The organism is Corallococcus caeni, assembly GCF_036245865.1.
Lineage (GTDB): Bacteria > Myxococcota > Myxococcia > Myxococcales > Myxococcaceae > Corallococcus > Corallococcus caeni.
Map to the genome: position 1 here is coordinate 433,548 of NZ_BTTW01000003.1, position 13,746 is coordinate 447,293.

Sequence of the window (13,746 nt, forward strand, 5' to 3'; positions counted from 1 at the left end):
AGTCTTGGCCGAGGGCGACCCGTCCGCGAAGCCTGTCGTCGACTCACCGGAGCGTGTGCCGGGGGCGCTCGCGCTGCTCGGCCTCCTGGTGTTCCGTCCCATTGATCTGCATTACCGGCTGCGCGAGGCAGGCATCCGTTCGCCGGCGGGCCGCATCGGGCAGCTGTGGCGGGAGCAGGCCGAAGGGGGCCGCGCCGCGGGGGCCTTCGTGGCGCGGATGCTGCTGCTGCTCGTGGTGCTGTCACCGGGCCTCACGGTGCTCGCGGGGCTGGGGCTGCGGCTGGCGGGCGTGCCGATGCGCGGCGTGTACCTGGTCTCCGCGGCGCTGTGCAGCGCGGTGGGGCTGGTGGTGGCGCTGGTGTCGGGGCTCGCGTCGGGGGTGTTGCTGGGCTCGCTGGCGAGCGTGTCGATGCTGGCGGGGCTGCACGCCACGGCGGGCGGTGCCTTCGGTCCGGAGTCCGGGGGCGCGGCGGCGGTGACGGTGGGGCTGTGCCTGGGCATCGTGTCCGGCCTGTCCGCGGGGAGCATTGGCGGCCTGGCGAGCGGGCGCGGTCCGTCCGTGCGCAACGTACAGGTGGCGGCCATCGCGACGAGCCTGGTCCCCATGCTGGTGTGGAGCAGCGCCTCGTCGGTGTCCTTCGCGGGCGCGGTGGCGGCGAGCGCGCTGGTGGCCTTCCTGACGTGCGCGTTCCGGCTGCCGTTCTACGCGCTGGAGGTGCTGGCGCAGGCGGTGGCGTACGCGGTGGAGCGCTTCACCGGGAAGCCCACGCTGCGCTGGGTGCCGGTGCGGCACCACAACCTGAGCTACCTGCCGCACCCGTTCCTGGGCCGGCACCTGGCGCTGGCGGTGCGCTCGCGGCCGGCGGAGGTGCTGGCGGTGGCGGACGCGTGCCTGCGCTCGCCGGGCAACATCCTGGTGGGCTGGCCCTGGGTGGTGGAGGCGCTGGAGCGCGCGCACGCGCAGGATGCCGCCGGCCCCCACGCCTGAGGCCACGCGGCGGGGGGCACGTCAGGGAGTTGCCCCCGGGGGCGCGTCCGGTACCCTCCAAAAGACCATGGAAGGACTGCTCGACGCGTTCATCGCCTTCATCCGCGCGGAGCGGGGCCTGTCCGGCAAGACGGTGGACGCCTACGCGGCGGACCTCACCGTGTACTTCGAGGACCTGCGCTCGCGCGGCCGCGAGGACGTGGCCCGGGTCACCCAGGAGGACGTGCTCGCGCACCTGGTGACGCTGGGCAAGCAGGGCCTGGGACGCCGCAGCCAGGCGCGGCACCTGGCCGCCATCCGCGTCTTCCATCGCTTCCTCGTCGCGGAGCGGCTGGCGGACAAGGACCCCACGGAGGACGTGGACACGCCGAAGTCGCCCCGCAAGCTGCCCGTGTTCCTCACGCTGGAGGAGGTGGAGCAGCTGCTCGCCGCGCCCGACGAGCGCACCGTCACGGGCCTGCGCGACAAGGCCATGCTGGAGGTGCTCTACGCCACCGGCCTGCGCGTGACGGAGCTGTGCACGCTGGAGCTCAACAACGTGCAGCTGACGTCCGGCTACCTCGTCACCCGGGGCAAGGGCGCCAAGGAGCGCATCGTCCCGCTGGGGCGCGTGGCCATTGAAAAGGTCCAGGCGTACCTGTCCCTGTCGCGGCCGGAGATGCTGGGCAAGCGCGAGGCGAAGGCGCTGTTCGTCACGCCGCGCGGCGAGGGCTTCACGCGGCAGGGCTTCTGGAAGCTGCTCAAGCGCTACGCGCTGAAGGCCGGCATCCTGAAGCCGCTGTCGCCGCACAAGCTGCGGCACTCGTTCGCCACGCACCTGGTGGAGCGCGGCGCGGACCTGCGCGCGGTGCAGCAGATGCTGGGCCACGCGGACCTGGCGACGACGCAGATCTACACGCACGTCAACAGCGCGCGGCTGCGCAAGGTGTACGACGAGTTCCACCCGCGCAGCGACGCCTTCAAGCCGAAGCCCGCCGCGCGAAAGCGCCCGCCCACGCCGGGGTAAGGGGGACCCTGGCCCTGGGGGAGGGGCCGGGGGTGCGTGCGTCGCGCGCGAACGCAATCGCTTGCGGTGAAGACGCGCCGAGGGCCTCGCGCTCGCGACGCCGCGAGCCATTCCCAGAGCAAGCGAGGCATTCCGGGCAGTTGGATCGCCGTGTGCAGTACCGCCGCGCGTTCCACCCCACTCGGGCGCGGTGTGGCCCACGAAGGACTGCTCGTCCATGAAGCGTTCCCGCCAATCCCTGATGTCTGGCGTCCTGGGCCTCACCGGCTGCCTGGCGCTGTCCCTCTCCGGCTGCAAGGTGCCGGAGGCCGACGCGGCCGAAGCGAAGCCGCCGCCCAGGAAGGCCCCCGCCTCCAACGTGGTGCCGGCCTCCGCCACCGCGCCCTCGGACGCCAAGGTCCGGACGCCGTTCGCCGCGGCCCGCGAGGCGTTCGAGCGCAACTCCGTGAACGCGAACCCCTTCGCGGACAACAACGGCAACATCCCGCCGTCCTCGCAGTACCAGGGCCCGCTGTTCAGCCTGAGCCATGACTATCCGCAGTCGCCCGTCGCGCCGCCGGCCAACCCGCCGTGGATCGCCGCGCTCAAGGGGCAGCCCATCTCGAAGGCCAACGCGCTCGCGTACGTCAACGCGCTGAAGGCGTACATCGCGCCGTCCATGCAGACGCTGCTCTACAACTATCCCCAGTGGGATGCGGCGAAGGCGGGCTGGTACAACGAGCCGTGGCTCGCCTCCATCCGGGAGAGCATCCACGGCACGTACGTGGGCTCCGAGTTCCCCGCGGCCACCTTCGCCGCGTCCGGCCTCAAGGTCGACATGACGACGTACGTGCTGACCTACTACGACAAGGTGGCGGCGTACGCGCTGGGGCAGGTGTGGGGCAAGACGGCCATGAACCCCACGCTCACCAACACGTCCGCGCAGTTCCCGGAAGGGTCCATCGTCATCAAGGTGGCGCTGACCAGCGCGCTGGCCAAGGACTGGCCGGTGATGCAGGGCGCGACCCTGTGGCCCGTCTACGTTCCGCCGCCCAACGGCCCCTCGAACGCGCCGCCGCAGGTGATGAACGCGTCGGTGATGCAGTTCGACATCATCGTCAAGGACACCAAGACGGCGCCCAAGACAGGCTGGGTGTTCTCCACGCTCGTCTACGACATGCGCGTGCCCGGCAGCGCGTGGGACAAGATGATCCCCCTGGGCGCGATGTGGGGGGATGACCCGAACGTCAACTCCACGCAGAACCCGGGCGCGCCGCTGCAGGAGACGGTGATCAACCCCGCGGCGCCCGAGTACTCCACGGCGACGCTGGGGTGGGGCGGCCGCCTGTCCGGCCCGAACGACGGCGCGGTGGTGGATCCCGCGATCGTCAACGGCAAGCTCGTGCGCAACGTGCAGGCCTCGTCGTGCATGAGCTGCCACAGCGTGGCCGAGTGGCCCATGAAGACGTTCCTCCTGCCCACCACCACGATGCCGCCGACGGTGGGGGGCCCGGACAAGAACGCCCTCGTCTTGGAGCAGCCGGGCTCGCAGGCCTGGATGAAGTGGTTCCAGGACAACCCGGGCAACGTGCCGCTGGATCCCGGGACGGTGCCCATGGACTTCGACATGGTGTTCGCCTTCAAGTCGCTGCCCGCGTGGCAGGCGGCGACGCAGGGCAACAGCGGCATGAAGGCCTTCGAGGCCCTCGACGCCGTCCGCGGCCAGTCGCCCGTCAACCCGCGCGACCTCAAGTACAACGGCCAGTAGGCCGGTGACACCCGGGAGCGCGGGGGAGGGCGGTGAATCGCCCCCCTCGCGCTCCACTATCCTGACAGAAGGCTGTCACAGGCCGGGCGCATCGTCGCGTCATGAACCTGAACGCCTCGCGTCCCCTGACCCTGCTGGAGCTCGTCGACCCGGGCCTCCCCGGCTTCGAGAGCTACTCTCCCTTCTGCCTCAAGGCCCACCGCGCGCTGAAGTACGCGGGGCTGTCCTACGCGTGCGTCCGCGCGGACAACCCCGCGGCGCACCGTCCCCACAGCCCCACGGGTCAGGTGCCGGTGTTGCTGGTGGGGGCGGAGGCAGTGCCGGACTCCACGGACATCCTCGCGCGCATCGAGCAGCTGGCCCCCGGCCGCATCGCCCGGTCTCCGGAGGCGCTGCTCTGGGAGGAGCTCGCGGACACCTCCGTCAACGGCTTCCTCGTCGCGGCCCGGTGGGCGGATGACCGCAACTGGCCCGCGACCCGCACCGCCTTCTTCCACGCCATGCCGGCGCCGGTGCGCGCCGTCGTGCCCGCGCTGCTGCGGCGCAAGCAGGTGGGGAAGCTGGTGGCGCGCGACGTCTGGCGCGCGGGCCCGGAGGCGTGCTGGCGCCGGTTCGGGGCGCTGTTGGATCAGCTGGATGCGCGGGCCCCGGAGCATGGCTTCTGGCTGTCCGGTCCGCTCAGCGTGGCGGACCTCGCCCTGTTCTCGCAGCTGCACAGCCTGCGGACGCCGCTCACGCCCTGGCAGGGCGCGGAGGTGGACCGGCGCCCGCGGCTGAGCGCGTGGCTGGGGCGGGTGGACGCGGCGACCCGCACCGTCAGCGTCCCCCTGCGGGCCGCGAGCTGAGGCGGTGGTCTGTCAGAACTGGCCCGCCAGACCGCTCACGACGCCTCCCTCCCGGGACATCCCGAGGACCGGTACCACCCGCGCCCCCGGAAGGAACAGCTTCGTGGGAGGCCGTGCGGCAGTGGAGCGATGGGAGAGCCCGTAGCCCAGGAACCCGCCCACGATGGGCGTCACGAGGAAGCAGACGCCGCCAATCACGTCGGCATTCCCCACTGCCTCGTAGGCGAACAGCGCGGAGGGCATGGCCCCCAACGCGGCGCCCAGCAGGGTGTAGCCGAAGCTGCCCTGGCCATCGAACAGGAAGCCGGTCAGGTAGATGGGCAGGGCGGCTCCGAGCGTGCCGCCTACGCCCGCGAGGAGGGAGATCTTGAGGCGGTCCCGGCACGTGAAGTTCGAGCACTCGGGCCCCAGCGCGTTGGCGGTGGTCTTACCCAGCTTCCCCCGCTCAGGGTCCCCAGCAGCCCCAGCGACGCGCCGAGGGCGAGGTGCGCGCCGAGGGTGTAGTCCCGCGTCAGCTCCGGCGCGGCAGCAGGGCTTTCCGGAGGCAGGGAGATTTCCTGTCCCCGGGCAACGAAGGGCAGCGACATCAGCGCCGACAGCAGGAGGGGAACACACCAGGTGCGGATGACCGTGGACGTCCAGACACAGGAAGGGGCAGGGCGGTCCGGAAGGGCGTTGCCGCACGAACACCGTGCACGCACTTCCGTCGGATAGCGAAGGGTTGTGCGCGCGTTGAAGCACACCAACTAACGATCAAACATTGGACAGCGTCATCTGACGGGCATGTCGGTGCGGACCTCGTTACGGTGCGCGCATGAACCCGCTCCCCCACACGCCCCCCACTGGTGAACCTGTTCCGCTTCAATCGGCCTCGATGGAGTCGCTCGACGCGCTCATCCAGCGGGTCGACAACATGTCGGAAGTGGAGCTGGATCACCTCCCCCTGGGGATGATCCAACTGGACTCCCAGGGCCGGATCCTCAAGTTCAACCGGACCGAGGCTTCGCTGGCGCGCATCCAGGCTCGCGAGCAGATCGGCAAGAACTTCTTCTACGACGTGGCGCCGTGCACCCGCGTGCGGCAGTTCTTCGGCCTGTTCCAGGAGGGCGTCCGGGCGAAGAAGCTCTACCAGACGTTCGGCTTCGTCTTCCGCTTCGCGCACGGCGCGCGCCACGTGGCCATCACGCTGTTCTACAGCGACAAGACGGACTCGGTCTGGGTGCTGGTGTCCGACAAGGTGATGCCCGGCGAGCGCTGATCCGCCTTCAGCGCACGAAGCCCGCCACGGGGCTTTCGAAGACCTTGCTCACGACGTTCATCGTCCGGAGCCAGGCCTGCGCCTCCTCGCCCAGCCGCCCGTAGACGCGCACGTCCACGGGCCTCGCGACGCCGAGGAGCGCCTTGAACTCCGGCCAGCCGGAGATCCTCCGGATGTGCTCCATGACCTGGCGCGAGTCCGCGAACGTGATGACCGCGCCAACCTCCGGATCCTCCGGCCGGGCGTGGAACTGGATGCTGAGCAGGCTGCTCACGCCCTCTGTTTCCAGCCGCCGCACCGCGGCCTGAAGGGTCGCGGTGAAGACGTCGAAGGGCGCCGTCCGTTCGAGCACCTCCACCAGGGTGATCCGCTCACGGGCTGCTGGGTCCATTCGCGCGCTCAAGTTCCCTTGATCAGGCTCAGCTCCCGGCTACATCCAACGCCTGTCGGATGAGAGGCCGGGCAAGGTCGCGAACGTGCGAAGACAGCCGCTCCTCGCTCGCCGGATCCAGGGACTGACACGCGGTTGGGAACGCCAACTCCAGATCCACCCGGACATCCAGCTCCACCTCGCTCACCACGGCCTCCGCGTCGTCGCGCCCGCACTTCGAGAGGGCGCTGGCGATCCGCGCGGGATTCACCAGCCGTGAGGACCAGTCCCGGAGCTCGGCGAACGACAGCCGCTGGTGGGCATCCCAGGCCGTGCTTTCGTCGAAGCGGGCCTCGTTGAACTCCTCGATCTTCCGCTTGAAAGCCACGCGCTGCCCGGGTGCCATGGGTTGCTCACTCTTGATGACGAGCCCCTCCGCCCAGTTGTCGGCCAGTGGGGGCAGGCCGAGCACCTCGGGGAGCCGTGTCGGCGCCCGCGTGGGAGCGGCTTCCATCTGCGCCCGGGTTCCTCGCGCCACGACGGGAGGCGTCAGCACCCCGGCGGCCTTCGCGGCCGTCTCCACGTCGCGATGCGAGAGCATCACGCCCTCGTCCTCGTCCGACCGGGCCACGAGGACATCGAACAACACCCAATGCAGGTCCGGCGCGTACCAGATGCCCGTCTGGACCGGCATCATCCCCGGCACAACGGGCACCTCCGGATGTGGATAGCGGCCCCCCAGCAGCTCTCCGTAGAGGTAGACGCGCGCGTCGGTGAGCCCCAGAGCCCGAACGGCGCCCCGTGCTGCGTTGCTCAAGGACACGCGCAACAGCTGCCATCCAAAGAAAGAATCCCCCTCCTCGAGCCAGGCCTTGCGCTTACCGAAGTGGACCGCCTCGTCCTGTACGCCCAGGACGAGCTGCGCGCCATGGAGCTTCTCCAGCGCCACCCAGCTCCCTGAAGGACTGGCCTGCCCCCGCGCATCACCCGCGGAGGATATCTTCAGAAAGGGTCGGAAGCGCATGGCCTCAGTTTCCACCCAAGTTCGCCCGATTCAAACCGCAGGAATCCAGCGTCGTCCGCCCAGCGTCGCACAAAGAGCCTCATGACCTTTCGAGTTCACCTCGCAGTCCTGATTCTGTTCCTGCTGGGTGCGTGCGCCACCCCACGGGGCAGGGTGCGGCTGGATACGGGGGAAGGGCCACCCATCGAGTACAGCCCGCCTTCTCCCGTCCAGGCCGTGGCGGTAGGGGCGGGGGCCTTCGAGAAGGCGCTGACCGAGCTGATTCTGAATGCGCCCATGCGCCTCCGGACTTCGCGGCCGGGCAACTGGGTGCGCGCGTCCTATCCCACGAGCGATGCCGACTCCCGATGGCAGCGGGTGACGGACCGTGGCTTTGGCGGCTTCTGCGAACCGGGGCCTCGGCGGGGTGACTGCATCTCGCTGCTCGAAGACGTGATGGGGCTGAGTGACTGGGAAAAGCTGGGCGTGGCGCTCGCCCTGTCCCTCGAGCCCCTCAAGGCGAGCATCTCCAGGGCCGTGGAGGACACCCTGGCGCCCCAGCTTTTCTACTCGGTCATCGCCACGGGCCTCGTGACCTGGGCGGCGCTGGCCGCCAATCCCGAGCCCGCCTTCACCAAGGCCGCGGCGATCATCTCGGCCCTGCTCCTAATCTACCTGGGTGCGGAGACGTTCCTGGAGTTGGTGGAGGCGAGTCAGGACCTGAAGCTCGCGACGGACCAGGCCACCACCTGGAAGGAGCTGGATCAGTCCGGTCAACGCTTCGCCGCACGGATAGGTCCGCCCATCGCGCGGGTTCTCGTCCTAGCGGTCACGGTCGCCGTGAGCCACAGCATGACCGGTGGCGCGTCGCTGCTCGCGGCCCGGCTGTCGACACTGCCGAACTTCCCGGGAGGCGCGGCGGGGGCCTCACGCATTGGCGTCCATATCGCGAGCCTTGAGCAGGTGCGGGCGGTGTCCGTTTCGGGCGGAGTCATCACGCTCTCCCTTCCGTCCACGGCCGTCGCCATGGTGGCCAAGGGGAGTGGGACACCTCCGGCCAGCGGTGTGCGCTCCTGGAACTCCTTCAGCGCCCTCAAACGGGCACGAGGCCCCGCGGGGCCAGGGAAGCAGTGGCACCACATCGTCGAGCAGACGGATGGAAACGTGCAGCGCTTCGGCCCCCAGGCCCTGCACAACACCGAGAACGTGATCGCCATCGACGAAGCCATCCACCAGCGGATCAGTGCGTTCTACTCGTCCAAGGACGTCCGCTTCTCAGCAACGCAGACCGTGCGACAATGGCTGAGCGGCCAATCCTTCCAGGCCCAACGCGACTTCGGCATGACCGTCCTCGGGTGGTTTGGAGCGCTTCCGTGAGCACTCGCAAGTTTCAGAAGGCCAGCATCGAGGAACTCGTCCAGTGGTACGAGGAGGGCGCCATCGCACACGGGCAAGCCTTGGATGCCGCGGACTCACGTTCCGCCAATCGCGCCGCCGACAAAATCTCGGGGGCCTACCGGGAGCTTCGGAGTCGAGGCGCGACTTCCCAGCTCCTTCCTTTACTTCAGAGCAAGGACGAAACCGTACGTTCCCACGTCGCGGCCCATGCCCTGGAATTCGCTCCGGACCTTGGCGAGCCTGTATTGCTCTGGCTCGCGAAGCGTCCCGGGTTCGTCGGGATTGGTGCTCACTACGCACTCAAGGCCTGGCGCGAGGGCACGCTCAAGTTCCCCTGAGCGCACCCTCCGGGGTCGTCCGCCTCGTTGTGGGCTCCACCGCTCCACGGACCGGGACGGCGCCAGCTCTCCCATCGCCGCTGTGCGCAGCGCCTGACGGATGCTCTGGCTGCCGCTGAGCTTGGAATACAGATACAAGTCATCCGCCGTCAGGTCCGGCGGGGCAGGGCGGGGGATCGGCTCGAACACCGGCCTTCCATCCAACGCGAACAGCGGGGCCTCTCGCGTGCTTGCCAGCAGCTCGCCCAGCGTCGCGCCGCCCGCCGCTAGGTCCAGGAGCACGTCCTCCTCCTCGGAGAAGGTCTCCACCGAGAACTCGCGGAACGTCGTGTCCAGGCGCGGAAATGTCTCCCGGAACAGCGTCCACGCCCCCTCATCGGGAGTTCCCTTCTGGATACCCATGGCCTGCGGTTTAGGAAACCGTCGCTCCATCCGATGGGCCTGTCGCTCAGCTCCCGCCCCGTCTTCCCCTTGCCTCAAGCCCCGCGCTAGGGAGAGGGACTCATGGCCTTTCGAGTCCAGCTCGCCGTCCTGCTCCTTGCCTTGCTCAGTGCGTGTGCCACGCCGAGGGGGAGGGTTCGGCTGGATACGGGGGAGGGACCGCCCATCGAGTACAGCCCTCCTTCTCCCGTCCGGGCCGTGGCCGTCGGGGCGGGGGCCTTCGAGAAGGCGCTGACCGAGCTGGTTCTGGCCGCGCCCCTGCGCCTCCAGGCGCCGCAGCCGGGCAACTGGGTGCGCGCCTCCTATCCCACGAGCGAGGCTGAGTCCCGATGGCAGCGGGTGACGAATCGTGGGTTCGGCGGCTTCTGCGAACCGGGGCCTCGGCGGGGTGACTGCATCTCGTTGCTCGAAGACGTGATGGGGCTGAGTGACTGGGACAAGCTGGGCGTGGCGCTCGCCCTGTCCCTCGAGCCCCTCAAGGCGAGCATCTCCAGGGCCGTGGAGGACACCCTGGCGCCCCAGCTCTTCTACTCGCTGATTGCCACGAGCCTCGTGACCTGGGCGGCGCTGGCCGCCAATCCCGAGCCTGCCTTCACCAAGGGTGCTGCGCTCATCTCGGCCCTGCTCCTGCTCTACCTGGGGGCGGAGACGTTCCTGGAGTTGGTGGAGGCGAGTCAGGACCTGAAGCTCGCGACGGACCAGGCCACCACCTGGGAGGAGCTGGATGCGTCCGGACAGCGCTTCGCGGCCCGGGTAGGCCCGTCCATCGCGCGAGTCCTGGTCCTCGCTGTCACGGTCGCCGTGAGCCATGGCATGACCGGTGGCGCCTCGTTGCTGGCGGCCCGGCTGTCGACACTGCCGAACTTCCCGGGAGGCGCGGCGGGGGCCTCACGCATTGGCGTCCATATCGCGAGCCTTGAGCAGGTGCGGGCGGTGTCCGTTTCGGGCGGAGTCATCACGCTCTCCCTTCCGTCCACGGCCGTCGCCATGGTGGCCAAGGGGAGTGGGACACCTCCGGCCAGCGGTGTGCGCTCCTGGAACTCCTTCAGCGCCCTCAAACGGGCACGAGGCCCCGCGGGGCCAGGGAAGCAGTGGCACCACATCGTCGAGCAGACGGATGGAAACGTGCAGCGCTTCGGCCCCCAGGCCCTGCACAACACCGAGAACGTGATCGCCATCGACGAAGCCATCCACCAGCGGATCAGTGCGTACTACTCATCGAAAGAAGTCGCCCTCACGGGAGCAAAGACCGTGCGGCAATGGCTGAGCAGCCAGTCCTTCCAGGCCCAACGTGACTTCGGCATGACGACCCTCATTCGCTTTGGAGCTGTCCCTTGAGCACCCGAAGGTTCCAGAAGGCCAGCATCGAAGAGCTCGTCCAGTGGTACGCGGAGAGTTCCATCGCATACGGACAGGCCCTGGAAGCCGCTGACTCACGGTCCGCCAATCGCGCCGCCGACAAGATCTCGGGAGCATACCGGGAGCTTCGGAGCCGTGACGCGACGTCACAGCTCCTTCCCCTTCTCCAGCACGAGAACGAAACCCTCCGAACCAACGTCGCCGCCCATGCCCTGGAGTTCGCTCCCGAGTTCGGTGAACCGGTATTGCTCTGGATCGAGAAGCGTCCGGGACGCAATGGGCTCGCCGCGCACTACGCGCTCAAGGCCTGGCGAGAGGGCACGCTCAAGTTCCCCTGAGCGCCCCTCCGACCTTCAGCTCCCGCCCAGGTCCGCCAGGTTCAACCCGTACGGATCCGTGGTCGTCCGCCTCGTTGCGGGCTCCACCGCTCCCGGTGCCAGCGGCGCCACGCGGATCAACCCCGCGGCCCTCAGTCGCTCCACGGACCGGGACGCTGCCAGCTCTCCCATGGCCGCCGTGCGAAGCGCCTGACGGATGCTCCGGCTGCCCCTGAGCTTCGAATACAGATACAGGTCGTCCGCCGTCAGGTCCGGCGGGGCAGGGCGGGGGATGGGCTCGAACACCAGCCTCCCGTCCAGCGCGAACAGCGCGTCACTCAACGCCAGCGTCAGCCCCACCTCCGCCTCGCGGTACAGCGCGTGCGCCTCCGGCACCGGCCCGCGCTCCAGCACCTGCGCCGCCAGCGCCACCGCCAGGTCGTACTTGCGCGACGACAGGAACGCTCTCACCAGCGCCAACAGCTCCGTGAACTCCGTGGACTCGCCCACCGTCAGCCCCGTGGCCCGGTGCGGCGCCAGTGCTCCCCGCCGATACAGGTGCAGCACCCAGCGCGCCGCGAACAGCGGGGCCTCCCGCGCGCTCGCCAGCAACTCTCCCAGCGTCGCGCCGCCCGCCGCCAGGTCCAGGAGCACGTCCTCCTCCTCGGAGAACGTCTCCACCGCGAACTCGCGGAACACGCGGAACGTCGTGTCCAGGCGCGGGAAGATGTCCCGGAACTGCGCCCACTCCTGCACCCGCGCCACCGCGTCCCGGTGCAACGTGCTCAACGGCAGCCGCAACCCCACCGCGCGCCCCGACAACGGCAGCCCCGGCGTGAACTCCACCTCGCCCGACTCCCACGCGTAGCAGTCGAACAGCGCCTCGCGCGCCTTGTGCTCCATCGCCTCCGTCAGCTGCGACAGCTCCACGAAGCAGCGCTGCACCAGGAACGTGCCGTAGGGCAGGTTCGCCCCTTCCGCCGACTCGAACGCCGCCGCCGCCCGGGGTGCGTCCAGGATGCGTAGGTTCACCAGCACCTGCGCCAGGTGCTCCCTCGGATCCGTGGAGGCCACCCCCACCAGGTGCCCGTCCCGCAGGTAGAACTCCCGCCGCACCGCGCCCCGCTCCACCCGCAGCGTCCCCTCCAGCCCGGGCGTCGTGAACAGCGGAGGCAACACCAGCTGGAGCCGATAGCTGGCCAGGTTTCCCGTGAACGCTTCCATCCGTTGGCGCCCTCCAAGGCGGGCCACGTGCTACGCCGGCCGCCAGGGTAGCGGCAGACCCGAGCCCCCTCAACCCCTCGAAACTGCTGGGCTTTTCCTGCCAGGGCGAAATGTTCCAGGAGGGCAGGGCACGCGAATGTCAGGCGTTGAAAGGGCCCACCTGTCCCAACGGAAGGTTGCAGCATGACGGCGGGTGTGCGAACGAGCCGTGTCCTCCACCCGTCATTCGGAGCGCGAATCGCGATGCGGATTCTCTCAGGCGTCCAGTCGTCCGGAAGGCTGCACATCGGCAACTATTACGGGGCGATGCGGCAGTTCGTGCAGCTCCAGGATCAGGGCGAGGCCTACTACTTCATCGCCAACTACCACGCGCTCACCACCGTTCGGGATCCGAAGCTGGCCCTGGACCTGACGCGCGACGCGGCGCTCACGTACCTGTCGCTGGGATTGGATCCGAAGAAGGCCGTCCTCTTTCGCCAGAGCGACGTGAAGGAGGTCCTGGAGCTCAACTGGATCCTCGGCACCGTGGTGCCCCAGGCCCACCTGGAGCGCGCCCACAGCTACAAGGACAAGATCGCCAACAACATCAGCCCGGACTTCGGCCTGTTCGCCTACCCGGTGCTCATGGCGGCGGACATCCTGCTCTACAGCGCGGATCAGGTCCCCGTGGGCAAGGACCAGATTCAGCACATCGAGTTCGCGCGCGACTGGGCCGTGAAGTTCAACACCCAGTACGTCCCCGGCTACGACCCGGCGGATCCGGAAGGCAAGGAGCGGGGCCACGCCCCCGGCATCCTCAAGCTCCCCTCCGCGTTCGTGCAGGAGCACTCCGCCACGGTGCCCGGCATCGACGGGCGCAAGATGTCCAAGTCCTACGGCAACACGCTGGAGCTGTTCGGCGAGGAGAAGGACATCAAGAAGCGCATCATGTCCATCAAGACGGACTCCACAGCGGTGGACGCCCCCAAGCCCACCACGGACGCGCCGCTCTATGACCTGCTCAAGCTGATGCTCCCGGCCGGCGAGTTCTCCGACGTGGACGCGTCCTGGAAGGCCGGCGGCAAGGGCTACGGCGACTACAAGAAGAAGCTGCTGGAGGCCTTCCACGCCACCTTCGGCCCCGCCCGCCAGCGCCGGCAGGAGCTGCTCAACGACCCCGGTGAGTTGGAGCGCATCCTCCAGGACGGCGCCCAGCGCGCCCGGGCGGAAGCCACCCGCCTGATGGACCAGGTGAGACGGGCCGTGGGAATCCCCTGAACGCCCGTTCCTGTTCAAATGTTTGACCCACCTGGGAGGCATTGCTAAGGAGGTCTGTCCCCCCGGCGCTCGCTAAAGGCCGGAAATTCGGACCCTTTCGCATGACGAAGTTCCCATCCCCCCAGAAGGACGCCGGCCGGTGAGCGAAGGTCGCAAGCCCCCACCGCCCGACGACCTCCCGCCGGACCCCGACGG

Annotated in this window: 13 protein-coding genes and 1 pseudogene; 9 read left to right on the plus strand and 5 right to left on the minus strand. The window is 69.2% G+C overall.

The annotated features are described in order from the left end of the window. Window positions 1–4 precede the first annotated feature (4 nt). The 4 genes from AABA78_RS16060 to AABA78_RS16075 all read left to right on the plus strand — a co-directional run bounded on the left by AABA78_RS16060 (window position 5) and on the right by AABA78_RS16075 (window position 4,586). Window positions 5–988 (plus strand): hypothetical protein, encoded by a 984-nt coding sequence (locus AABA78_RS16060; RefSeq protein ID WP_171417020.1) that lies wholly within the window; start codon window positions 5–7, stop codon window positions 986–988. Window positions 989–1,055: 67 nt separating this feature from the next. Next, window positions 1,056–1,994, plus strand: a complete 939-nt coding sequence (gene xerD, locus AABA78_RS16065) for a site-specific tyrosine recombinase XerD (RefSeq protein ID WP_338263949.1) — start codon at window positions 1,056–1,058, stop codon at window positions 1,992–1,994. A 217-nt stretch (window positions 1,995–2,211) separates the two neighbouring features. Continuing rightward, window positions 2,212–3,741: a hypothetical protein gene (locus tag AABA78_RS16070; RefSeq protein ID WP_338263950.1), complete on the plus strand. Its 1,530-nt coding sequence runs from the start codon at window positions 2,212–2,214 to the stop codon at window positions 3,739–3,741. Between the two features lie 101 nt (window positions 3,742–3,842). Continuing rightward, complete coding sequence (locus tag AABA78_RS16075) at window positions 3,843–4,586, plus strand: glutathione S-transferase family protein (protein ID WP_338263951.1); 744 nt, start codon at window positions 3,843–3,845, stop codon at window positions 4,584–4,586. Between the two features lie 12 nt (window positions 4,587–4,598). Here AABA78_RS16075 and AABA78_RS16080 read toward each other — a convergent pair whose 3' ends face one another. After that, window positions 4,599–4,829 (minus strand): hypothetical protein, encoded by a 231-nt coding sequence (locus AABA78_RS16080; RefSeq protein WP_338263952.1) that lies wholly within the window; start codon window positions 4,827–4,829, stop codon window positions 4,599–4,601. A gap of 631 nt (window positions 4,830–5,460) precedes the next feature. On the opposite strand from AABA78_RS16080, the gene AABA78_RS16085 reads away from it, so the two are divergent. Then, the gene (locus AABA78_RS16085; protein WP_338263953.1) at window positions 5,461–5,844 is read left to right on the plus strand and encodes a PAS domain-containing protein; all 384 of its coding nucleotides are present in this window, start codon (window positions 5,461–5,463) and stop codon (window positions 5,842–5,844) included. A 7-nt stretch (window positions 5,845–5,851) separates the two neighbouring features. Here AABA78_RS16085 and AABA78_RS16090 read toward each other — a convergent pair whose 3' ends face one another. Both AABA78_RS16090 and AABA78_RS16095 read right to left on the minus strand, forming a co-directional pair. Beyond that, window positions 5,852–6,235, minus strand: coding sequence for a hypothetical protein (locus AABA78_RS16090; RefSeq protein WP_338263954.1), 384 nt, complete (start codon window positions 6,233–6,235; stop codon window positions 5,852–5,854). Window positions 6,236–6,263: 28 nt separating this feature from the next. Beyond that, window positions 6,264–7,238 carry an RNA ligase family protein gene (locus AABA78_RS16095; RefSeq protein WP_338263955.1) on the minus strand — a complete coding sequence of 325 codons (975 nt, stop codon included), beginning with the start codon at window positions 7,236–7,238 and terminating at the stop codon, window positions 6,264–6,266. Window positions 7,239–7,319: 81 nt separating this feature from the next. On the opposite strand from AABA78_RS16095, the gene sitA5 (AABA78_RS16100) reads away from it, so the two are divergent. After that, window positions 7,320–8,594, plus strand: a complete 1,275-nt coding sequence (gene sitA5 / locus AABA78_RS16100; RefSeq protein WP_440588505.1) for a SitA5 family polymorphic toxin — start codon at window positions 7,320–7,322, stop codon at window positions 8,592–8,594. A gap of 356 nt (window positions 8,595–8,950) precedes the next feature. Here the strand turns inward: sitA5 (AABA78_RS16100) and AABA78_RS16105 are convergent. Next, window positions 8,951–9,319 (minus strand): annotated as a pseudogene (locus AABA78_RS16105) (DUF4388 domain-containing protein); the annotation flags it as partial. A 138-nt stretch (window positions 9,320–9,457) separates the two neighbouring features. Between AABA78_RS16105 and sitA5 (AABA78_RS16110) the strand changes: the two are divergent. Together sitA5 (AABA78_RS16110) and AABA78_RS16115 are read left to right on the plus strand one after the other, a co-directional pair. Then, window positions 9,458–10,732, plus strand: coding sequence for a SitA5 family polymorphic toxin (gene sitA5, locus AABA78_RS16110; protein WP_338263957.1), 1,275 nt, complete (start codon window positions 9,458–9,460; stop codon window positions 10,730–10,732). Beyond that, window positions 10,729–11,091 (plus strand): DUF2019 domain-containing protein, encoded by a 363-nt coding sequence (locus AABA78_RS16115; protein WP_338263958.1) that lies wholly within the window; start codon window positions 10,729–10,731, stop codon window positions 11,089–11,091. The genes sitA5 (AABA78_RS16110) and AABA78_RS16115 overlap by 4 nt, the downstream gene beginning before the upstream one ends. Window positions 11,092–11,106: 15 nt before the next feature. Here AABA78_RS16115 and AABA78_RS16120 read toward each other — a convergent pair whose 3' ends face one another. Further along, window positions 11,107–12,294 (minus strand): DUF4388 domain-containing protein, encoded by a 1,188-nt coding sequence (locus AABA78_RS16120; protein ID WP_338263959.1) that lies wholly within the window; start codon window positions 12,292–12,294, stop codon window positions 11,107–11,109. A gap of 243 nt (window positions 12,295–12,537) precedes the next feature. On the opposite strand from AABA78_RS16120, the gene trpS reads away from it, so the two are divergent. Continuing rightward, the gene (gene trpS, locus AABA78_RS16125) at window positions 12,538–13,551 is read left to right on the plus strand and encodes a tryptophan--tRNA ligase (protein ID WP_338263960.1); all 1,014 of its coding nucleotides are present in this window, start codon (window positions 12,538–12,540) and stop codon (window positions 13,549–13,551) included. The last annotated feature ends 195 nt before the right edge of the window (window positions 13,552–13,746 follow it).

Coding starts and splice junctions, on each gene's coding strand:
- xerD (WP_338263949.1), top strand. CDS start 1,056: ATGGAAGGACTGCTCGACGCGTTCATCGCCTTCATCCGCGCGGAGCGG.
- AABA78_RS16070 (WP_338263950.1), top strand. CDS start 2,212: ATGAAGCGTTCCCGCCAATCCCTGATGTCTGGCGTCCTGGGCCTCACC.
- AABA78_RS16075 (WP_338263951.1), top strand. CDS start 3,843: ATGAACCTGAACGCCTCGCGTCCCCTGACCCTGCTGGAGCTCGTCGAC.
- AABA78_RS16080 (WP_338263952.1), bottom strand. CDS start 4,829: ATGCCCTCCGCGCTGTTCGCCTACGAGGCAGTGGGGAATGCCGACGTG.
- AABA78_RS16085 (WP_338263953.1), top strand. CDS start 5,461: ATGGAGTCGCTCGACGCGCTCATCCAGCGGGTCGACAACATGTCGGAA.
- AABA78_RS16090 (WP_338263954.1), bottom strand. CDS start 6,235: ATGGACCCAGCAGCCCGTGAGCGGATCACCCTGGTGGAGGTGCTCGAA.
- AABA78_RS16095 (WP_338263955.1), bottom strand. CDS start 7,238: ATGCGCTTCCGACCCTTTCTGAAGATATCCTCCGCGGGTGATGCGCGG.
- sitA5 (WP_440588505.1), top strand. CDS start 7,320: ATGACCTTTCGAGTTCACCTCGCAGTCCTGATTCTGTTCCTGCTGGGT.
- sitA5 (WP_338263957.1), top strand. CDS start 9,458: ATGGCCTTTCGAGTCCAGCTCGCCGTCCTGCTCCTTGCCTTGCTCAGT.
- AABA78_RS16120 (WP_338263959.1), bottom strand. CDS start 12,294: ATGGAAGCGTTCACGGGAAACCTGGCCAGCTATCGGCTCCAGCTGGTG.
- trpS (WP_338263960.1), top strand. CDS start 12,538: ATGCGGATTCTCTCAGGCGTCCAGTCGTCCGGAAGGCTGCACATCGGC.